Source organism: Mesorhizobium delmotii, assembly GCF_900149755.1.
Lineage (GTDB): Bacteria > Pseudomonadota > Alphaproteobacteria > Rhizobiales > Rhizobiaceae > Mesorhizobium > Mesorhizobium delmotii.
Window position 1 is genome coordinate 8,895 of the sequence record NZ_FUIG01000024.1, and the last position, 21,347, is coordinate 30,241.

General features: G+C 62.8%; 16 protein-coding genes. 7 read left to right on the forward strand and 9 right to left on the reverse strand.

Going from position 1 to position 21,347, the window contains the following annotated elements; all coding sequences use genetic code 11:
• The first annotated feature begins 366 nt into the window (after positions 1-366).
• Positions 367-1,440, forward strand: a complete 1,074-nt coding sequence (locus BQ8482_RS14000) for a P-loop NTPase family protein (RefSeq protein WP_208867683.1) — start codon at positions 367-369, stop codon at positions 1,438-1,440.
• Complete coding sequence (locus tag BQ8482_RS14005; RefSeq protein WP_123148182.1) at positions 1,419-3,026, forward strand: ABC transporter transmembrane domain-containing protein; 1,608 nt, start codon at positions 1,419-1,421, stop codon at positions 3,024-3,026. The genes BQ8482_RS14000 and BQ8482_RS14005 overlap by 22 nt, the downstream gene beginning before the upstream one ends.
• A 983-nt stretch (positions 3,027-4,009) precedes the next feature.
• Here the strand turns inward: BQ8482_RS14005 and BQ8482_RS39235 are convergent.
• Complete coding sequence (locus tag BQ8482_RS39235) at positions 4,010-5,482, reverse strand: coiled-coil domain-containing protein (protein ID WP_244602798.1); 1,473 nt, start codon at positions 5,480-5,482, stop codon at positions 4,010-4,012.
• Positions 5,483-6,809: 1,327 nt separating this feature from the next.
• Entirely contained in the window at positions 6,810-7,661 is an 852-nt protein-coding gene (locus BQ8482_RS14020) for an ABC transporter substrate-binding protein (protein ID WP_165848564.1), read from the reverse strand.
• Between the two features lie 296 nt (positions 7,662-7,957).
• Here BQ8482_RS14020 and BQ8482_RS14025 point away from each other — a divergent pair, with 296 nt between their 5' ends.
• The 3 genes from BQ8482_RS14025 to BQ8482_RS14035 all read left to right on the forward strand — a co-directional run bounded on the left by BQ8482_RS14025 (position 7,958) and on the right by BQ8482_RS14035 (position 10,166).
• Entirely contained in the window at positions 7,958-8,398 is a 441-nt protein-coding gene (locus BQ8482_RS14025) for a hypothetical protein (protein WP_244602799.1), read from the forward strand.
• Between the two features lie 283 nt (positions 8,399-8,681).
• On the forward strand, positions 8,682-9,500 hold the full coding sequence (locus BQ8482_RS14030) for an aldo/keto reductase (RefSeq protein WP_244602827.1): 819 nt from the start codon (positions 8,682-8,684) through the stop codon (positions 9,498-9,500).
• The gene (locus tag BQ8482_RS14035) at positions 9,501-10,166 is read left to right on the forward strand and encodes a DUF6064 family protein (protein ID WP_123148186.1); all 666 of its coding nucleotides are present in this window, start codon (positions 9,501-9,503) and stop codon (positions 10,164-10,166) included.
• Positions 10,167-10,203: 37 nt separating this feature from the next.
• On the opposite strand, the gene BQ8482_RS14040 is transcribed toward BQ8482_RS14035, so the two are convergent.
• From BQ8482_RS14040 to BQ8482_RS14055, 4 genes are all read right to left on the reverse strand, one after another.
• Positions 10,204-10,845 carry a ThuA domain-containing protein gene (locus BQ8482_RS14040; RefSeq protein ID WP_123148187.1) on the reverse strand — a complete coding sequence of 214 codons (642 nt, stop codon included), beginning with the start codon at positions 10,843-10,845 and terminating at the stop codon, positions 10,204-10,206.
• A 67-nt stretch (positions 10,846-10,912) separates the two neighbouring features.
• Positions 10,913-11,554 (reverse strand): LysE family translocator, encoded by a 642-nt coding sequence (locus BQ8482_RS14045; RefSeq protein ID WP_123148188.1) that lies wholly within the window; start codon positions 11,552-11,554, stop codon positions 10,913-10,915.
• 24 nt (positions 11,555-11,578) lie between these two features.
• The gene (locus BQ8482_RS14050) at positions 11,579-12,508 is read right to left on the reverse strand and encodes a dihydrodipicolinate synthase family protein (protein WP_123148189.1); all 930 of its coding nucleotides are present in this window, start codon (positions 12,506-12,508) and stop codon (positions 11,579-11,581) included.
• An 11-nt stretch (positions 12,509-12,519) separates the two neighbouring features.
• Entirely contained in the window at positions 12,520-13,152 is a 633-nt protein-coding gene (locus BQ8482_RS14055) for a LysE family translocator (RefSeq protein WP_123148190.1), read from the reverse strand.
• A gap of 171 nt (positions 13,153-13,323) precedes the next feature.
• Here BQ8482_RS14055 and pdxR point away from each other — a divergent pair, with 171 nt between their 5' ends.
• A complete protein-coding gene (pdxR, locus tag BQ8482_RS14060; RefSeq protein WP_123148191.1) occupies positions 13,324-14,832 on the forward strand; it encodes a MocR-like pyridoxine biosynthesis transcription factor PdxR in 1,509 nt (502 codons plus the stop codon).
• 178 nt (positions 14,833-15,010) lie between these two features.
• Here the strand turns inward: pdxR and BQ8482_RS14065 are convergent, their stop codons facing one another.
• The 3 genes from BQ8482_RS14065 to BQ8482_RS14075 all read right to left on the reverse strand — a co-directional run bounded on the left by BQ8482_RS14065 (position 15,011) and on the right by BQ8482_RS14075 (position 19,038).
• On the reverse strand, positions 15,011-15,346 hold the full coding sequence (locus tag BQ8482_RS14065) for a hypothetical protein (protein ID WP_244602800.1): 336 nt from the start codon (positions 15,344-15,346) through the stop codon (positions 15,011-15,013).
• A 108-nt stretch (positions 15,347-15,454) separates the two neighbouring features.
• Positions 15,455-16,627, reverse strand: a complete 1,173-nt coding sequence (locus BQ8482_RS14070) for an acetate/propionate family kinase (RefSeq protein WP_165848565.1) — start codon at positions 16,625-16,627, stop codon at positions 15,455-15,457.
• Complete coding sequence (locus BQ8482_RS14075; RefSeq protein WP_123148192.1) at positions 16,627-19,038, reverse strand: phosphoketolase family protein; 2,412 nt, start codon at positions 19,036-19,038, stop codon at positions 16,627-16,629. The genes BQ8482_RS14070 and BQ8482_RS14075 overlap by 1 nt, the downstream gene beginning before the upstream one ends.
• A gap of 288 nt (positions 19,039-19,326) precedes the next feature.
• Here BQ8482_RS14075 and BQ8482_RS14080 point away from each other — a divergent pair, with 288 nt between their 5' ends.
• Positions 19,327-21,318: a protein-L-isoaspartate(D-aspartate) O-methyltransferase gene (locus tag BQ8482_RS14080; protein WP_123148503.1), complete on the forward strand. Its 1,992-nt coding sequence runs from the start codon at positions 19,327-19,329 to the stop codon at positions 21,316-21,318.
• Positions 21,319-21,347: the final 29 nt, after the last annotated feature.

Here is a 21,347-nt window from a genome sequence, read left to right on the forward strand (position 1 = left end):
AAACCATAGCGCGCCATGGCGAAGGCGGCTTCGGCGCGCTCTGCCAGGTCGTGCAGCCGGGCAAGATCAGGCAGGGCGACCGGGTCACCTTGAACGAAGCCTGACCTTCTTCCAGCTTTCGATGCCGGACGGCGGCAGCACGTCATGGCGCTAGCGGTCAAAACCTGACGCTTGGTACCCGAAACGAAATACCGCTTTTGCCCCCCAAGCATTCGTCTGCGTACAAAATCGAATCCTAAGCAGACACCCGACCGGCTGAGCCTTCTGAAAACGCGGAAAAATTGCAACTTCGCCGAGAATAATCCTGGTTCGTCCACGTTCTCCCTCCCGCATCGCGCCCCTCGGGCGCCTATTGAGGAGACCACTATGGAAATTCTCGACTCCGCACGCATTGCCAAGGCCAAACGGGCCTTCACGACCCGCCGTGTACCCGTCGAGCGCATGCAGATGTTGCTTCCGCCTCCCGCCGAACCGAAAGCAGGCGACCTGGTGCTCGCGCGAATCGAGGCGCTCGGTCACCACAAGTCAGTCGAGCTGCCCTCAGGACGCAAGGCGGCACTTGCCGCAACGGACGAAATCGTCCTGGCCTACGGCAACCGCTACGCCCCCGATCAGTTCGAGGCGATCGTGCCGCCAGATCTCGGGCCGTGCCATATGGTGGCGGCAGGCGGAGTGGCTTCGCGGGCGACGGCATGGCACGACAAGACCATGTCTCCGACCGCGATCGTGCCGCTCGGCCTCTCCTGCGGCCGCGTTCTGAACGTTGCTGACTTTGCGGTCGCGCCGAAGCCGGCGCGGCTCACACCGCCGGCAATCGTTATCTACGGAACGTCGATGAATTCGGGCAAAACGACAACAGCTGCCAGCCTCGTGCGTGGACTCGCCAAGGCGGGTTTCGCGGTTGGTGCGGCAAAGGTGACCGGAACTGGCGCCGGCAATGACCTCTGGTCCATGATGGATGCCGGAGCATGCGCCGCGCTCGATTTCACCGATGCGGGCTTTGCCACGACCTATCTTGCTCCGATCGATGCCCTCGTGGAGGGCGCGCAGCATTTGCTGCATTCTCTTGCCGCGACCGGGGCGGAGATTGCGGTTCTGGAGGTCGCAGATGGGCTATTCCAGCCCGAGACAGCCGCGCTCGCAAAGTCCCCGAAATTCCGGGAGCTGACCCGCGGCGTGCTGTTTGCCGCAGGAGATGCGATGGGGGCGGTGGCGGGCTGCGAAAGGCTGCGCGAGCTTGGATACGACGTGCTCGGGCTCAGCGGGCTTCTGACGTGCTCGCCGCTGGCGCGCCGAGAAGCAGGCGCTGCCAATGCCCCTGTCTACGGCGTCAAGGAACTCACCGATCCGGGGACCGCGGCAAGCATCGTCTCCGGGATTTGGAACCCGCGCCTGATGGTGATCGCTGGAGGTGCCCAATGCGCCTTCCAGGAATCCTGACCCGCGCACGAATGGGCGCTTTGGCGGTTCTCATAGCCAACGGCTTTGCCCAGGCGGCCACGTCGCTCGCTCTTGTCGCCATCGTCGGCACGGCGGTTTCCGGGGGGCAGCCGGCGGTCGATCAAGGCTGGCTGATCGGTGCGGCCAGCCTTTCGCTCGGCATCACCCTGTTCTCACTCAGGGTGATGCAGCGCCGGCAAGGGGCGGCTTTTGCGCTGGACTATGTGCGCGAGGTCCGCGGGCTGCTGGTCGAGCAACTCTTCACACTGCCGCCGACGGCCGGCCGGACCCGTCTCGGCCTCGTCGTGACTCGCCTGATCACAGACCTTTCCGCCATCAGGTCCTGGCTGGCGGACGGCGTCGCCTCCCTCTTTGTCGCGGGTCCGTCCGTTGGCCTCATCGTGCTTGGCGCTTTTTGGCTTGCGCCCGGCGTTGCGCCGTTCCTGCTTGCCGGCGTTCTTGTCTGGTTCGCTGTCACCCTTATCGCCCTGCCGTTCCTGCATCGTGCCATTCGCGAAAGCCGCCGTCGGCGGGGACGCCTTGCCGGCCGTCTCGGAGATGTCGTCCTCACCCGAGCAACATTTGCCCATTTCGGAAGAAGCGGACCGGCCGCGCGCAAGATCGACCGGATGTCGGAGGCTCTCAACGAGTGGCTCGTTCGCCGGGCCGCGTGGTCGGGTGCCGCCCGTGCATCCAGCGATTTCGTCATACCGGTCATCATCGCGATCCTTGCGGCCTATGCGGCACCGAGCGGTCCGGTGATGCCTGCCGGCGAGCTCAGCACTCTCCTGCTCCTTGCCGGCTTGACGGTTGCACAACTTTCCGACCTTGCTCGCGCCGCCGACTATCGGCTGGCCTATGTCGAGTCACGTCGCCGGATTGCGTCGGTCCTCGCAATGCCAGTCCTTCCGGATCCTGAGGATCCGGTTCCTCTGCCGCGATTGGCGGTGGGCCGGCGGCTGCGCATCGAACTTCGTTGCTCGAACGGCAAGCCGTCACGTGTTCTGGAGGCAGCGCCCGGTGCCAGGATTCTGCTTCGCGGCGACACAGCGGAAGCACGCAGCGCCCTGTTTGCCAGTGTCGCCGGATTCGAGGAAAATAACGGTCTTGCGATTTTTCTTGACGACATTCCTCTCGACAAGGTCTCGCGACGCGACCGGCGCCGTGCGATCACCCTCTTATCTCCGGCGATCCCGCTGATGCGCGCAACCATAGCCGAGAACATCGCGATCGGCGCGCCCTCAGCGACCCTCCAGGAAGAAATAGTCGCCCTTGCGTCGCTGTGCGGCCTGGCGGCCGATGGGGCTTCGGAATGTGGTCAGGGGCGACTGGCGCCGCCTCACAGCGTCAATCCCATGCTGGCTGCCCGGATCCGGGCAGCGCGAGCGCTGGTCCGAGCGGCAGCCGTGCTTCTGATCGACGATATCGATGTTTGCAAGGATCGGGATTTGCTTGCCGCCGTTCTTGCGTGCGCGCGAGCCACGCATACGACGGTGATCGCATCGTGCGATGTGGCTGCCGGGACCACCGAGTTCGATGGCACCTGGCTTCTTGATGGTGAATGGTCATCGAGAGACAATCCATGAGAGCGGTCCCGACCATGACCGTCCGGTCAATTCGCGTCCCGTGCGAGGCCACTAGCACGTACCCGCGTCCTTGATACACCGGATTCATCCCCTAGTTACCTCCCGTGGGCGCCTTAGTCGCGAGTTTGCCTGGGGGCGGCGGCGGTTGCGCCGTCCTGACTGCATGCCGCGGAAAGACGGTTCGACCGACGCACTTTATGGAGGTGGTCGTGCGTCAATCCCTTGAATCCAGCTGGGCATATTTCGCATTCGTTTGCTCGATCGCGGTAGCTTGCGCAGGAGCTGCCGCCGGCGGCGAGCGCGGCGGAGGCAATAGCGCTGGCAACCATGGTGGCGGAGACAATAGCGCTGGCAGCCATCACGGTGAAGGCCGCAAAGGCGGCGCGCACAAAGGACCCGGCGGCTCCAGCAGTAGGTCACCGGTGGACGACGATGGGACCAGCACCACTGCAACGGCAGCAGTTGCGGCAACTACGGCCGCCACTGCCGTCAGTGTCGCCCGGTCCGCAGGGGCCGGACGGTCGCTCGACCTCCCGGCCAGCCTCCAGCCTCCCAGCGACATCAACAGTCCATCGACGGTTAGTCCAATCAAAGCGCTGCCGGGCGTCCCGGATGAAATCGTTCGCGCCTGCCATGATGCAATCGAGTCGGCCGCCGCCCCGTTTGGCGCGACCAGTGTGCGCGTCAGCAGCGCAGGTTCCATGCGTCGGTTGAGCCCGGATACGATCTCAGCTCCCGTTGAGGTCAGCATCGACTATGGACGGCAAGGCAAGGTGGAGACGCGGCAGGCGCCGATCAGATGCGAATTGAACGCGACTGGCGGCGTGATCGGGCTGACATAGCGCATCGCGCAGACTCCTCGCCGACGAGAGCAGGATGAATTCGAACGGGGTGATTCATCGCGGTGTCGTGAGAGGGTGCGAGGCAATGCCTGCCAAAGGCCCTGGGCCTTCGACAGGAGGACCGCATAGTCGTTTTGGAAATCACTCCAACGTCGCTTGTCTTGGCCTGAGGGGATAGGGAAGTGTGAGAGAACGCACCCGGGCAATCCGCGCCGGGGCACGAACCTTGCTGCGTGCAGTCTTCTGGCTGACGGCCTTCAACCCGCCGGCAGCGGCTGCTGCGCGGCCAGCGCGCGGCTTCAGCGGCGGCTCAATCTGGGCGCTGCGACGCTCAGCCCTGAGTCTGTCATTGTCCGCGCGCGCGGCGGCCAGGTCGCGGGCAAGAGAAACAGTGACTTCACGTTGCTTGTCCAGAGCCTCCTTCAGCCTGGCGACCCCTACCAAAAGTGCTCGGGCGGCGTCGCGTTCGAGGCGAGCTTTATCGAGGTCCTCATGGATAGAGACTGCCGCAGCGCGTTCTCGTGCCAGAGCCTGCGCCGTCTCGATTGCAGTCTGCTCGGCACGCTCTCTCGCTGAGACTGCTCTGGCTCGTTCCTGTTCAGCCGCGACGCCCTCGAGGCGAGCTTTTTCCAGCTCGTCACGCGTCGACGCTGTTGCAGCACGTTCTCGTGCCAGAGCCTGTGCCGTCTCGGTTGCAGTCTGCTCGGCACGCTCTCTCGCTGACACCGCTCTGGCTCGTTCCTGTTCAGCGGCGTCGCGCTTGAGGCGAGCTTTCTTGAGCTCCTCACGAGTCGACGCTGCTGCAGCGCGTTCTCGAGCCAGCACCCCCTCCGTCTCGGCTGCGGTCTGCTCCACTCGTTCTCTCGCTGTGACTGCACCGGTCCGTTCCTGCTCAGCCGCGTCCGCGCGCTCCATGAGCGCGGCATTGGACAGTTTCACTTCGGCGAGGTCGCCACGAAGGTCCTCTGACTTCCGGCGTTCGTCGTCGAGCATTCCGCTCGCTTGCGCCAGCGAAGCCTTGGCCTTGGCGCGATCCTCGGCGGCCTCGGCCTCAAGCTGTTCAATTTGCGCCTGCGCTCGCGATAGATCGCGTGCCACCCATCCGGCTCGCTGACGCTCCAGATGAGCAGCGGGCATCTCCGTAAAGACATAGTTGGTGGCCTCGCGCAGCATCGTGCGGGTATCTCCCGCAATGCGCCGCAATGCGTCAACTGTGCGGGCTGCCGCGAGTTCGTTGCGCAATTGCTCCAGGCGTGCGCTATCGGCGGCTGCCATGCCTGTCCTCAGCGCGTCGATCTCCTTGCGCGACTTGAGCAGCGCTCGCTGCAGAGCGGCGCTCCTGGCGCGCTCGCCTTCCGCCGCCTGGTGCTCCTCCTGGCCGGCCAATTCCCTCGCTGCGGCTGCCTGAGCAGCAGCTGCTCCGACTTGCGCCCGGGCAGCTGTGAGATCCGGGCTGAGCAATTCGACACTCGTGCGCTCGTCTCCCTGGGCTGGCCCACGCACATCTAATGCAGCACTCGCCGGAAGCTCGATGGGTCGCGAAAGGTCCGGATTGGCGTTACCCTGGACCCGTGAAATGACGGGGGCGGTTTCGACCCAGTTTTGTCTCGTCATCGCATAGCTAAGCGGCACGGCCAGACAGATTGCGGCGACGCCAAAGCGGGGCACAAGACCAATCGGCCTGCGAACGGGAGGAGGTGAGTCCGTCGCTGTGGTGGGGTCGGGATCCTCCGCAAGGGCGAGTTGCGTCGGCATACCGCTCAGAGCCCTCAATGCTGGACGAGTTAGGGCGGCAAGATTAGCCGCCACCTGCCTATGAACATAGCCAGCGATTTCCCTGATCGATGTCGCAAGTCGGCCGGATTGCGCTATGTTCGTCGCGGAAGCGAAAGCGTTGGTCTGGGCCACAGACGAGCTCTCGCAAGCTTCGGAGATCACGTCGAAATACTCGATTCGCACGCCGAACCGAAGGCAATCGGCATCCTGATGCCGAATATCCAGGTTTACGGTGTCTGAGGGCACCGCAACCTGAGAAGAAGAAGCAGGCTCGGTTGCAAGGTCGACCGGGCTTTCCCAATCCCAAGAAACCTCCTCCTCGGGGGGATCAGATCCGCCTTCGCTCACATCTGATTTGAGGCGACGCCGTTGCACCGCGATAAGGATACGCCGGAGCACAAGATAGAGGCCCACCGAGGCAAATGTTGCTATCCCGCCCAGGATGGCGAGATCTGCGTCGTTTGCGTAAATTTCGGCAAGAGGATTCGACATTGCCGTGCCTGTGCGGTCTTGGGTGTATTCTCAAGTTCGTGAAGCGGTGTTTGCCCCCTCGTCTTGGTGCTGGCTAAAGCCTTTGATCGCTTTCGAAGCTGTCACTTGCTTCGAGCAGTGTCCCTCCGACACTTGCTCCGAGATCCCTCCAGTGCTCGAATTGTTGTTGCATGACGGAGCGCCTGTCGCGCGCTGATAGACATGCCGGCGCAGATGACTTTTGTTTGAATCGAAACTTGAAGATGCCGTGGCCGCCGATTGTCGGCCGCCAAGGGCGCACAGGCTGTGAGACCCGACTTGCACCTCTGCATCTCAACGTCCCAAAAGTTCTCCCACGGTGCGTACCATTCCGCCATTTCCGGCTCTGGACGGTCCGCCTGAGCTTTAAGCTAGGTCATAAAGCTAGGTCACAGACCTCCACGGTCAACCGTCACCTTATACTAAACGTCAGAAGCACTTCGGCCATGCACAACGGCCATTGCTGCTCGGATCGCTGTCGAACGGCCGCTCCTGGCGCACACGCGCCGTCGGAGAGCAGTTTAGGTCTCCTTCCGCCCTGAGCGGGTTTACGGCCCCGGAACCAAGCGCCAGACTTTCACCACCAGGTACTTCAAAACGAAAGATCGGAGGCAACACGCCTCCGATCTTTCGAGCAACAGACAATCGCCAGCTCCTATTCGCTTTTCCAGACACCCCATACGCGGGGGTTTGCCGCCGGCCATACCGAATAGCCCTTCACCTTCGGCGACACTGCGTCGACGGATGGCTCGTAATAGAGGCCAAGGATCGGCACATCCTTTGCCATGAGGGCGTGGAGCTGCTTGAACAGCGCCTTGCGCTGCGCGGGGTCGGTCGTGGCCATCGACTTCGTGTAGAGGTCGAGGGCCTCCTTGCTGTCCCACTGCGCAGTCGGATCTGTCGTCTTGTCGCCGAGGATGACGCCATACATCAGCGATGGATCGAGACGCGCCGAATAGCCGAAGGACTGGATCTGGAATTTGCCGGCAAGGTAATTGTCGAGTTGTGCCGCCCAATCCAGCACTTCGAGCTGGGCATTGAAGCCCGCGGCCGTCAGCATCGCCTGCAGCAGCACGGCGTTCTCACACATGCCCTGGTAACGCGTGTTGGTCTGGATCTTGACCGGCTCGCCCTTGTAGCCGGCCTCGTCCAGTAGTGCCTTGGCTTTGACCGGGTCGTATTCCGGCCATTTGAGGAATTCGTCGTCGAAGAACGAGCTCGCCTGGGCGACGGCAGAGGGATCTCCCGTGGCGACACCGTTGGTGCGGGCGGCGGCGATCTGGTTGATGTCGGTGGCATGCGCCAGCGCGGCGCGCATCTTGGCGTTCGACAGCAGCGGATCCTTGGTCTGCAGCAGGATCGCCGTCCACGACAGGCCCTGCGTCGACAGCACCGTCATGCCCCGCGACTTGGCTTCCTCGACACGCGATGATTCAAGATCGGGAAGGACATCGAGCTCGCCGGCAAACAGCGCGGTCTCCGCTGCCGCCGTGTTGGGAATGATCATGAAGCGCACCCTCATCGACATAGGCCTCACGGCTCGCCTCGTTTTCGTCGCGCACGATAGCGGCGCGTGCGCGTGGCCCATCTGATCGATCGCGGCGACGATCGCATCGGCGCCGTCAGCTCAAGGTCGGCCGGGCGGCACGACAAACGACATCGTGATGCCGTGCAGGTTGACTCGATTGTCTGCTTGCCTAACTAGGATCTCGGGGCTCAGCGCAAATCACCACAGTCGGTATGATATCTTCCCGCATCCGAACGCTTGACCTTGTTGTTGTTGTCTTGGCCGGCAGTTCCATCGTGTCGTCTTGCGTCGCCCCTGACGACACGTCGAACCTCCCAAAGGAAGACGCCACAACGGCGGCAGCCCGCAAAGAGATGGTCGGTCTCAGCGAGGCGGACGTTCGAATGTGCGCCGGCTTTCCGACTGCCACCGCCGATGCGGGCGGAAGCCAGATCTGGACCTATCAGCGCACCGTTCAACGCGGCAACCTCAACGTCGTGATTCCAACTCTGGCCCTGGGTGCGATCCCGACGGTTGGAGGATCGCTCAATGTCGATCCCGGCGGCTATTGCAACACGCAAATCCGAATGGTCGATGGCCGTGTTGCCGAGGTTGCCTACGCCGGCGACAACAACACGCCGAACCACCGCGATGCGCTCTGCGTCAGCACGGTAGACGGCTGCGTGGCATATGCCCGCCAGCGCCATCAAGTCAGGACAGGAGCCATTTCCAGGTAATCGGGCTGGTTGGCGCAACCCAGGCCTGCACCGTTCGTTCCCATTTCAGGCAGACGTTCTATATTCCGAACAGTCGCCAGAGACCGACCGCACTCCCCGCCGATCAGCCATGCGAAGGCCGGTCGCCCGGAACCATTCTTGTGGTCGGGAGTACAAGGAGTCGGGAGTACAGGGATGGCAGACGATGATCATCACCCGCAGGATATTCGTGAAGGCTGCCGCCGCTTCCGGAGCGGCTCTGGTGTTGCCGGGAACCGCGCCCGGCGCGCCGCGTGCGCCGGTGATGCGGGCCGTGCCCTCCTCGGGAGAGATGCTTCCCGCAGTGGGGCTGGGCACCTGGATCACCTTCAATGTCGGCGACGATCCGGTGCTGCGCGACGAATGCGCCGAGGTGATCGCGGCCTTCTTTGCGGCAGGCGGCCGCATGATCGATTCCTCGCCCATGTACGGCTCTTCGCAGCCCGTGATCGGCTATGGCCTCGAGAAGCTCGGCCGGCCCGAAGCGCTGTTTTCCGCCGAGAAGGTCTGGACCTCCTCCGCCGCCGACGGACCCGCGCAGATCGAGCAGTCGCGCCGCTTCTGGGGTGTGCCGCGCTTCGACCTAGTTCAGGTCCATAACCTCGTCGCTTGGGAGACCCATCTCGAAACCTTGTTCGCTATGAAGGCGGACGGGCGGATCCGCTATGTTGGCATCACGACGTCCGAAGGACGACGGCATGACCTGTTCGAACAAATCATGCGCGCGCATCCGCTCGACTTCGTGCAGTTCACCTATAACGTCGTCGACCGCGAGGCGGAGGAACGGCTCTTGCCGTTGGCCGCCGAGCGCGGCATGGCCGTCATCGTCAACCGGCCGTTTCGCCAGGGCGCGCTGACCCGCCAGTTCCAAGGCGAGACTCTGCCGGACTGGGCGGCCGAGATCGGTGCCGTGACCTGGGCGCAGTTCATTTTGAAGTTCATTCTTTCGCATCCCTCCGTCACCGTCGCCATCCCCGCCACCACCCGCGTCGACCATGTGCGCGAGAACGTGATGGCGGCGACCGGTCCCCTCCCCGGCGCATCCATGCGTGATCGGATGGCGGCCTACGTCCGGGACCTCTAGATGTCGGAATGGTGGACCTACCGGCTGGAAGATTTCCTGCTCTTCTCGCCGCGCGTCTACTGGCGCATGTTTGAGCTGGCCAATGCCGCGTTCTGGCCGCTGCATTTCCTGACGCTCGCCGCCGGCCTCGCCATTGTCGTGCTCGTGCTTAGGCGGCCGCGTCGCCCTGGTCTCTGGATTGCGCTCGTCCTCTCCGCGCTCTTTGCCTTCGTCGGCTGGTCCTTCCTGTGGAGCCGCTATGCCGCGATCAACTGGGCGATCGGCTATGTCGCGCCGGCCTTCGGCCTGCAGGCGCTGCTGCTGGCGATCGGCGGTGCCGCGCGCGGCGGCCTCGCCTTCGACCGGCGGGACATCGCAGGGCGGCTCGGGCTGCTGATCGCGGTCGTTGGCCTCGTCGCTTATCCCCTCCTGCCGCCGCTCTTCGGGCGGCCATGGTCGAGCGCCGAGGTCTTCGGCATCGCGCCGGACCCGACGGCGATCGTAGCGCTCGGCGTCCTGCTTGCAGCGAGCGGCGGGCTTATGCCGCTGCTGTTTGCGATCCCGCTGCTGTGGCTGCTGCTCAGCGGCCTGACGCTCCATGCCATGGGCGATCCGCAAGCCTGGCTGCCGCTTCTGGCAGCGGCCATCACTGTCGCTGCCTTAGCCCTGCGCCGCATTGCTCGGTGATGCGGCGGCGCGTTCGGCATTTGCCTCGTCGGCGCTCTCAACGCGCCGCCCAGACCAGGCCGCGGCGAAATATCGTTCGCATCTGCGGCACCGCGAACTCCTTGGCGACATGGCCGAGCGCCGAATAGAACACTCTTCCCTTGCCGTGCCGGCGCTTCCAGACGACCGGCATGACCACGCCTTCTATCCAGGAGGCGTGCACGCCGGAGAAGGTGGTAGTCGCCAGCACCTCGTTCGATGGGTCCACGTGCATGTAGTACTGCTCGGAGCGGTACGAGAAATCATCGATGCCGTTCATGATCGGATCGTCGCGCCTGGTGATGTCAACCCGGTAGTCGATGATGTTGCCCGGGTGGGCCACCCACTGACCGCCGCACATGAACTGGTATTCCGTGGCTTCACGAAAGGCATCGCACATGCCGCCGTGATAGCCGCCAAGGCCGACACCGCCCTCGACCGCCTTTGTCAGGTTGAGCTCCTCGTTCTTCGCAAGCTTGGCCATCGTGTAGATCGGGACGATCAGACTCAAATCGGCGATCGCGGGATCGGCGAATATTTCGGTCGTGGTTTCGACGCGCACGCCAAACCCTTCTTCTTCGAGCATCGCCTTGACGACGCGCGCACCTTCCTCCGGCTCGTGTCCATCCCAGCCGCCCCATACGATCAACGCTTGCCGCATATTCTTCTCCGTCAGTTGGTTGTATCGCCAAACGAGCCTTCGGCGGCAGTGCGGCCGGCCGAACCGGTCAAGCAACCGGGCGCTTTGCTAGCAGGAGCCCACATCCAAGCATGATCATAGCGCCGCCCGAGCCTTCACGAAGACAGCGAATGAGATTCGGACGGGACGCCGCGCCATCGCGAAGTCTTCCGGCTGCAAACGCCACGACAATATCGGCGAGCGTGTTAAGAGCAACCGAGACGGCGCCGAGGATCACGAACTGCAGGGCAACGTGATCCGACGATGTGTCGACAAACTGGGGAATGAAGGCGAGGAAGAATGCGGCCGTCTTCGGGTTCATCGCTTCCACAAGAACGCCATCCCTGAAAGCCCGCATCGCGCCGACGGGCGGCTCTGAATGACCCAGCGACTTGTAGTCGAGCCTGGCATGGCGAATGGTTCGGCATCCCATCCAGACCAGATAGAGCGCGCCGACCACCTTGAGTGCCGTGAACAATTCGGCGCTTGCCAGCACGATCGCCGAGACGCCAAGACTGCCGGCTAAGACATGAAACAGCCCGCCGAGACCATTGCCAAGGCTCGAAGCGATTCCTTCAGAGCGGCCGCCGGAAAGAGTTCGGGCGGCGACATAGAAAATCCCCGGACCCGGAGTAATCGCCAGAAGGAATGCCGTGAACAGGAAGACGGTGAAGGCGTTGGAATTCAGCATGGAAATGTCCTGATGAAAGACTGTCTATCGAAGTTCAATACAAACTTTGGAACCAGTGGAGAAAACCGCATCGAGATGGTCGAGAGCGGCGGCGACGCGCTGCCGTGCCTGGTCCCTCAGTGGGAGGACGGGGCGTGGCGGATCGACGTCGCAGAGGTTCAGAAGCTTGGCGACGACGTACATCACCCTAAAACTGCCGAATTCCTGGAACAGCGCCCAAAGCGGTCCGAAGGCGGCGTCAAATCGCTCGACGGTGGCGGCGTCCCCGGCTTGCGCCGCTCGCGTCAGGGCCAGAGCCTGTGACGGCAGAAGTCCTGCGACGACGGAATACCAGGCGTCGCTCCCGGCGAGCAGCGCAGGCGCCCCGCCCCAGTCGCCGCTGTAGCCTATCTTGAATGCCGACCCGGTCGCAGACCGGAGGGAGGCGAGTTCGGAAGCGACCTCACCACCGGACGGCAAAGGCATCTTCACGGCTTCGATGTTCGCCACCTTCGACAAGCGGGAAATGAGGTCCAGGCTGAAAGTGAACCTGGTCGTGCCGGGATTGTTGTAGATGCAAAGCGGGAGCTGCCCCGCATCGGCGACTGCGGCGAAGTGTTCGAAGACCTCGTCGTCAAAGAGCGGTGTATAGGAAACCGGAGCGAGCAGCAGGCCGTCGGCGCCCGCAGCCTTCGCGTCACGGGCAAGCTCCACCGCATCGCCGGTCCGGATCGCTCCGACGCCGACCATAACCGGGATTTTGCCGCCGACCGTGTCCATCGCCGTTTCGACGGCGCGTCGACGCTCTTCTCGCGTGAGGAAAGCGTAGGCTCCGGTACTGCCGAGCAGTCCGATGGAGTCCGCTCTCGCCTCCTCGATGTGCTTCAGAAGGCGCGCGAGGGCGGCGGTATCGAGCCTGCCGGAAGCGTCCGCCGGAGTGATCGGGAATGCCGAAAGGCCTTGGAAGATAGACATGAAAGAACCTTTCAGATGCGGGTCAGGAGAAGCTTCAGGCCGGCAAATCCGAAGAATACGGCCAGCGTGCCTTCGATCCAGTACCGCGCCCGCCGATACAGGCGGATCATGGGAGCGGTCGAAAAGACGATCGCGTAGCCGCAGAAGATGGTGACGCTCAGGACCGCGCAGCCTGCGAGGATCACGAGTACCGTATACGGCGACGCCCCAGGGCCGAGCCCCAGCATCATCAGTGCGATCCATGCCAGGATCGATTTCGGATTGGTGAGATGCATTAGCAGTCCGCGCTTGTAGAGAGTGGCCGCCGTCGCCTTCCGTTCGTTAGTCGGGCGAAGCTGATCCTTGTCTGAAGAAAGCGCAGCCTTGCCCGCTTTGAAGGCGAGATAGAGAAGATATAGGCCTCCGAGCACCTGCAGGACCACGAGTGCCTGCGCGTATCGACTGAGGATCGCCGAGACACCTGTCGCCGCCATCAGGCCCCAAAAGATCGAGCCGCTGACTACGCCAGACGCGATTGCCAGCGCGGCCCTGCGGCCGTCGTTCATGGCGACGGCCATGATGCGCATATTGCTCGGGCCGGGACTACCGGCAGCGATGACGTATGCGGTAAAGACGATGATGAATTGGTGGATTTCGGCCAGCATTTTACTTCCTCGGGAGGTGCAAACTGGCGTCATCAATACCAGTACAACTGGCCCTGACATAGAACCAGTTTTGGATAAAAATTTCTGGTCCAGTTGCCCTCAGGCCTTTGCCTGACTGAGTTTTCCCGGTAATGCCTGGATCAACGAAACGTCTTCATTTGGGTAATCGCGATGGTCCAGTTACGGCCCCGCAAGCAGAATTCGTCGTCGGGAAATTCGTCGTCGGGACTGGGCGCGCGCGGGATCTATGAGAACCTGCGGGAACAGATCGTGGCGGAGGTATACGGCCGCGGAGACGTGCTTCCGTCGGCTCGTGCACTGGCGGTCGAGCTTGGCGTCTCGCGAACGACTGTGACGTCAGCTTACGAACAGCTCGCCGCCGAGGGGTTCGTGGTCATTCGACATGGCGCTCGGCCACGGGTGGCCATCAAGATCGCGCACAGCGAGCCGGGAGACCTCGTTCATACAGCTGCAGAGCCACACGGCCTCTCCGCTTTCGGGGAAAGGCTTCGATCCCGAGCCATTCCGATGCGGGTTCCGTCGGAGAGGCTCGTCGCCGACTTCCGCTACGGCGACATGTCGGCCTTTGACTTCCCGACCCTTGCCTGGCGGAAGGCAATGAACGATGCTGCGCTGGGACGGCCGCCCAAGTTATCCTATGGCGAGCCCTGTGGCTTGATCCGCCTGCGTACCGCCCTGCAGGGTTATCTATGGCGAGCGCGGAGCATCAGGTGCGAGGTGGGCGAGATCGTCATCGTCAACGGCTCTCAGCAGGGACTAGATCTCTGCGCCCGGCTCCTTCTCGATGAGGGCGACGGGTTCGCCATCGAAGAGCCCTGCTATCCGATGGCACGGAGCGTCTTCGAGATGACAGGGGCCATCGCTGCCCCGGTGGAGGTTGACGCCGAAGGCATCAGAGCGGACTTGTTGGCGGATGTTGGCGCGCGGCTGGCTTACGTCACGCCTTCACATCAGTTTCCCTTGGGAAGCGTAATGTCCATGGGGCGACGCCAGCAACTGCTAAGATGGGCGGAAGAGAAGAGGGCCTACATCGTCGAGGACGACTACGACAGCGAATATCGATTCGACATGAACCCCATACCGCCGCTTCGCGCGCTTGGAGGCGCGTCGAACGTCATCTATATTGGTACGGTTTCGAAGACACTGTCGCCGACGCTCCGGATCGGCTACCTCGTCATCCCGCGAGAGTTGCAGGAGGTTTTTGCCCAGGCCAAGCGCCTGACGGACAGGCATGCCCCCATCCTCGAACAGGAGGCGCTTGCGACCCTGGTGGAATCCGGCGTCTACGAAAGCCACGTGCGCAAGGCCCGTCGTCAAAATGCCCGCCGACGTGCAGCGCTCCTCGACGCTCTGCACGCTGAATTCCGGGATGTCGTTCGGGTCGAAGGCGCGGAGGCCGGTCTGCACGTCGTCGTCTGGTTCCGCGACATGCCGCCCTCTATGGCGACATCATTCATCGAGAGAGCCGCCTCGCTCGGAGTCGGCATCTACTCCATATTACCTCATTATTTCGATCAGACGTTGGATCGGAGGTGCCTCGGCCTGGTGATGGGATACGCAAGTCTTACCGAGAGCCAAATCCACAGAGGACTAAAGCTCCTTCGACGCGCTTACGAGGACACAATAAGCTGCTGCGACGTGAGCGTTGCGGTCAGGTAGGCCAGTGGATCGACACCATTGAGCTTGGTTTCGACGAGTGGCAATCGCTCCAGGTGCTTTACGGCCCGCCTTGGGGGACAGATGCAATGGGTCTCACCGCCGCCGGCGCCGTCGGCGACCTCCTGGGTATCTCGATGCCGAAGGGAGCCTCGGCACCACAGGGTGGTGATCTGTCCCTCTAGAACCACCGCCGTTCAGGCTCGGAACTCTTTGCAATCACAATCCCCAAGAGAACACCGAGCACGCCGCCAAGCATCATCGCCGAAGAAATTGTGCCTGGGTTCTGCTGGACAGTTTCAGTCACGGTGTGCGCCTGGCTACGCAATTGCCGGGCTGCGCGCGAGGCCCGTTCGGCGGCGCTGTCGTACCAGCCCTGTGCCTCCTCGGCGCGTTCGGAAAGGGTCCGATTTATCTTGGTGATTTCGCGGCGAAGCTCAGCGATCTGCTTCTTCATCGCCTCCTGGGCTTCGTTTGCCGCCTTTGAGGCGCCTGCCATACTGGTGGTTTCGGCCATTGGATTTCTCCCTTTGGTGATCAGATCTCCCTTAGGTAATCAGACAGGGGAAACGGTCGCGGACGCGCAGGGTTCCTTGCCCTGGCAAACCGCGCGATGATTGCGTCATCAAGCATTCCCTTGTGCGCGCGCGTGGCGGGCAATGATGCTCTCCTCGTCGGTCGCGACGACGCGTATTTCGACCTTGCTGTCCGGCCGGCCTATGATCTCGGCATGAGAGGCATTGGATGGCTCGTCAATCGCCACGCCAAGCCAATGAAGCCTTTCGCATATTGCCTTGCGGACCAGCGCCGAGCGCTCGCCAATGCCGGCGGTGAACACGAGGCATTCGAGGCCGCCCAACGTGTTGGCGAGCGCGGCAGCTTCCCTTGCGGCCCGGAAAGCAAAAAGGTCTACCGCTTCGCGGGCGTGGGGGTGGTCGCTCGCTTCCAACGCGCGCATGTCGCCCGAGATGCCGGATATTCCGAGCAGCCCGGATTCCTCATAAAGCATGTGCTGCAGAGCCTCCCCCGCGATGCCTCTCTCCAGCACGAAGTACAAAAGCACGCCCGGATCGATGGCACCGCAACGCGTGCCCATGACCAGGCCGTCGAGGGCGGAAAAGCCCATCGTCGTATCGACGCTTCTCCCGTCGCGCATGGCGCACAGGCTCGCTCCATTGCCGAGATGGGCGACGATCGTGCGCTTCGCTGCAAGAGCGGGCGATATCTCCTTGAGCCGCCCGGCGATATATTCGTAGGAAAGACCGTGAAACCCGTAGCGGCGGATCCCTTCCGCATCGTATTTGCGCGGCAGTGCGAAGCGGCTCACGATCGGATCGATCGTCTGATGGAAGGCTGTGTCGAAGCACCCGACCTGCGGCAGATCCGGCCGCAGCGCGGCAAGTGTCCGGATCGGCGCAAGACTGCGAGGCTGGTGCAGCGGAGCAAGCGGCGTCAGACTGTCCAAGCCCTCGATCACGGCAGGCGTCAGACGGACGGGTTCGACGAACTCGCGCCCGCCATGCACGATGCGATGGCCGGCGGCGATTAGTTTCCTGCCGCCAAGTTCGCTCTCGATCCAATCGAGCAACGCGTCGATGCCCGCGTTGCGCGCGTCTCCGGCAAGCGGCCGATCACACTGCACTGTTCCATCGGCCGCCTTCGCGCTGAGCCTCGCCGCATCGCCCAGATCCAGCTTGCCACGCGAGACAAGTTGCAGTTCCGCGGAGGGTTCAAGGTCGTATAGTCCGAACTTGATGCTGGAGGAGCCGGCGTTCAGTGCAAGAATTGCGTGTCGCATCAATCGCCAGCCTTCGTCGCGCTGTTCTCGGGCCAGTTCCACTCCTGGATCTCGGGCATGTCTTCGCCGTACTCGCGGACATAGGCCCTATGTTCCACAAGCTTCGCTTGAAGTTCGGCAGCAAGGCCTTTCGCACGTTCGGCGAGCCCAGGTACGTGTTTGATCGCGGCGAGCGCCAGGTGAAAACGGTCAAGTTCATTGAGTACGACCATGTCGAACGGTGTCGTGGTGGTGCCTTCTTCGCGAAAACCATGCACATGCATGTTGTCATGGTTGGCGCGTCGGTAGGTCAGGCGGTGGATGAGGTAGGGATAGCCGTGATAGGCGAAGATGACTGGCTTGGTTTTCGTGAACAGTGCGTCGAAATCCTCATCGGCGAGACCATGCGGATGTTTTGAATTCAACTGCAGCGTCATCAGGTCGACCACGTTGACGACGCGAACCTTGAGGTCCGGAAGCGCCGAACGCAAAATGTCGGTGGCAGCGAGCGTCTCCAGTGTCGGCACGTCGCCGGCGCAGGCCATGACCACATCCGGATCCTCGCCCTTGGCAACCGTCCCGGCCCATTCCCAGATCCCCGCCCCCGCCCTGCAGTGCGCTTCTGCGTCTTCGACGGACAGCCATTGCGGCGCTGGCTGCTTGCCGGCGGTGATCACGTTGATGCGGTTGTAGGTTTTCAGGCAATGCTCGGTGATCCAGAGCAGCGTGTTGGCATCCGGCGGGAAATAGAGCCTGACCGTATCGGCCTTCTTGTTGGCGACGAAATCGGCAAAGCCCGGATCCTGGTGGCTGAAGCCGTTGTGATCCTGCCGCCAGACATGGGAGGTCAGCAGGTAATTGAGTGAGGCGATCGGCTTGCGCCAGGCAAGCTCGCGGGATGTCTTCAGCCATTTCGCATGCTGGTTGACCATGGAATCGACGATGTGGATGAACGCCTCGTAGCACGAGAACAGGCCATGGCGGCCGGTCAGCAGGTAGCCCTCCAGCCAACCCTGGCAAAGATGCTCGCTGAGCACTTCCATGACGCGGCCGTCACGGGAGAGGTGGACGTCATGGGGCTCGATCCGCTGCATCCAGACCCGGTTCGTGACCTCGAAGACGTCGTCAAGGCGGTTGGAGGATGTCTCATCCGGCCCCATCAGCCGGAAATTCCTGGCATCCGCATTCAGGCGCATGACGTCGCGGAGATAGCTTCCGAGAATCCGCGTCGCCTCGGCCTTGGCACCACCCGGACGCGGCACATCGAGCGCCAGGCTTCTCCAATCGGGAAGCACGAGGTCGCGCTTCAGCAATCCGCCATTGGCATAGGGGGTTGAGCCCATGCGCTTGGGCCCGATTGGCGCAAGCGCCGCCAGCTCTGGAAGCAGACGCCCGCTGTTGTCGAACAGCTTTTCCGGTTCGTAGCTCCGCATCCAGTCTTCGAGGATCTTGCGGTGTCCTTCGTTGCCGCGAGCGTTCGACACCGGCACTTGATGCGAGCGCCAGAAATCCTCGACCTTCTTGCCGTCGACCTCCTTCGGTCCCGTCCACCCCTTCGGGCTGCGCAGCACGATCATCGGCCACAGCGGGCGCTCTCCCTGCCAGCCCGAAGCACGGGCTCGCTTTTGGATGAAACGGATTCTGTCCAGCGCGGTGTCCAGCTTCGTGGCCATCATCCGATGCATGGGAACTGGCTCGTGACCTTCGACGAAAAATGGTTCGTAGCCATAGCCGGCGAACAGGCTTCGCAATTCCACGTCATCCATGCGGGCAAGGATCGTCGGGTTGGCGATCTTGTAGCCGTTGAGATGCAGGATCGGCAGCACGGCGCCGTCGGATGCCGGGTTGAGGAACTTGTTGGAGTGCCATGCCGCCGCGAGCGGACCGGTCTCCGCTTCGCCGTCGCCAACGACGCAGGCGACCACCAGATCAGGATTGTCGAAGGCCGCGCCGAAAGCATGGACCAGCGCATATCCCAGTTCTCCGCCTTCATGGATCGAGCCGGGCGTTTCCGGAGCAGCGTGGCTTGGCACCCCGCCAGGGAAGGAGAATTGCCGGAAGAGTTTTCTCAGGCCGTCTTCGCCCTGGCCGATTTCGGGATAGATCTCGCTGTAGGTGCCCTCGAGCCACGTGTTCGCGACCATCGCCGGGCCGCCATGACCTGGGCCGCAGATAAACAGAATTTCGAGACCGCGTTCACGGATGACGCGGTTCAGGTGGACATAGATGAAGTTGAGGCCAGGTGTCGTGCCCCAATGGCCAAGCAGCCGCGGCTTGACGTGTTCGGCCTTCAGCGACTCGCGCAGCAGCGGATTGTCGAGCAGATAGATCTGGCCAACCGAAATGTAGTTCGCGGCGCGCCAATAGCGGTCCATGAGATTGACCTGATCAAGGCCTGTTGGCTGCGCGGTGGTCCGAGCCTCGTCGTTCATCGAAACGTCTCCAGAATGCGTTCGCCCGTCGATATCTGGAGTGCGATCGCCCCGGAGAAAGGATTTTCACGGAAATAAGTTCGGCTGGGGCCGCCATTTGCGCCCGCCAATCGCTCTTTTGCAGGAACCTGGAAGCTCGCCAGCGGTTAAGGAGACGAGCCGCCGAAACGAGATCAAGCGCTGCCGAGCCGAGCGCACGCTGATCGAGGGATTGTCGCCGGGGAGCCGTTAGGCACGATTGGGGGACAATCAGTGCGGAGGACCGCCAGCCAGCAAAAGGAGCAAAAGATGCTCGATCTTTCCGATGCACGCAACCGAATGGTCGAGGTCCATCTCAGCCGCCGTGGCATCCATGACCGCGAGGTGCTGGAAGCGATGCGTGAGGTTCCGCGCGAGGCTTTCGTCGCTCCCGGCTTTGAAGAATTCGCCTACGAGGATGGGCCGCTGCCGATTGCCGAGGGTCAGACGATATCGCAGCCCTACATCGTCGCCTTGATGATCGAGATGGCAGAGATCGGACCGGGCGACCATGTCTTGGAGGTTGGCACCGGCTCAGGGTACGCGGCTGCCGTGATGAGCCGGATCGTCGAACACGTTTACACGATCGAACGCCACGCCGGGTTGGCGGAAACGGCGAAACAGCGGTTCGAAGAGCTTGGCTATGACAATATCGAAGTCCGCACCGGCGATGGCACCAAAGGCTGGCCCGACGCAGCGCCCTTCGACGCCATTCTGGTCGCAGCCGGCGGACCCGGTGCGCCGCTTGCCCTTCAGGAACAGCTCGACGTCGGCGGCAGGCTCGTCATCCCGGTCGGCGACGAACCGCATGATCAGCGCCTTCTCAAGGTCACCCGAACGGGCGCTGCAACTTACAGCGAGGAGGATTTCGGCGGCGTGCGGTTTGTCCCGCTCATCGGCGAGCAGGGCTGGCCCGAGAGCGGCAACCGTATCGCGGATCGTCCGTCCGGACGCGCGCGCACGCGCAGCCTGCCGGAGATGATCGCGGCGGCGGCCGAACCGCTGCCGGGCTTCGACGATCTGGCATTCGGCGAACTGTTCGACCGGTTTGGCGACCGGCGCGTCGTCCTGCTCGGTGAAGCGAGCCACGGCACGTCGGAGTTCTACCGGGCCCGCGCGGCGATCACCCGCAGGCTCATCGAGAAGCACGGCTTCACCATCGTCGCAGTCGAGGCCGACTGGCCCGATGCAGCGGCGATCGACCGCTACGTCCGCCATCGGCCGCCGCGGGCCAACGCCGATCCGCCGTTCCAGCGGTTTCCCACCTGGATGTGGCGCAATACGGACGTCGCGGCGTTCGTCGACTGGATGCGACAACACAATGAGCGCATCAGGATATCGTCCCGACTGGCGGGGTTCTATGGCCTCGATATCTACAATATGAGCGGATCGATCGCCGCGGTTCTGCAATATCTCGACAGGGTCGATCCGCAGGCAGCCAAGATCGCACGTGAACGCTATGGCTGCCTGACGCCTTGGCAACATGAACCATCCACCTACGGCCGTGTCGCGCTCACCTCCGGCTACCAGAAATGCGAGCAGGCCGTGCTCGAACAGTGCCGCGAACTGCTTGCCAGGCAGCTCGACTATGCGCAGCAGGACGGCGTCGATTTTCTGGATGCCACCCAGAATGCCCGGCTGATCGCTTCCGCGGAACGCTACTACCGGATCATGTACTATGGCGGCGCGCAGTCGTGGAACCTGCGCGACACCCATATGTTCGAGACACTCGAGCATCTGCTGGAAGCTCGCGGGCCTAACGCCAAAGCGGTCGTGTGGGCGCATAATTCCCATATCGGGGATGCCCGCTATACCGAAATGGGGATTGTCAGGGACGAAGTGAACATCGGCCAGCTCTGCCGCCAACGCTTCGGCGACGAGGCAGCCTTGATCGGGCTCAGTACGCATTCCGGGACAGTGGCCGCGGCCTCCGACTGGGACAGCAAGATGGAAATCAAGCGGGTGCGGCCTTCCCATAGCGATAGCTACGAGCGGCTTTGCCATGATTGCGGCGTCTCGCGTTTCCTGCTCGACATCAAGCGCGACGACGATCTTCGCGATCGGCTTCTGGAGCGTCGGCTGGAGCGCTTCATCGGCGTGATCTATCGGCCGGAAACCGAACTGCGCAGCCATTACGCGGATGCCTCTCTTTCCCAGCAGTTTGACGCGTTCGTCTGGTTTGACGAAACCGTCGCGGTGACGCCGCTTGGGCCGGAGCATGTGGGAACGGGCGTTCCCGACACCTATCCGTTCGGGCTTTAGCCGCCTCTCGGACAAGGCCGCGTCAAGGT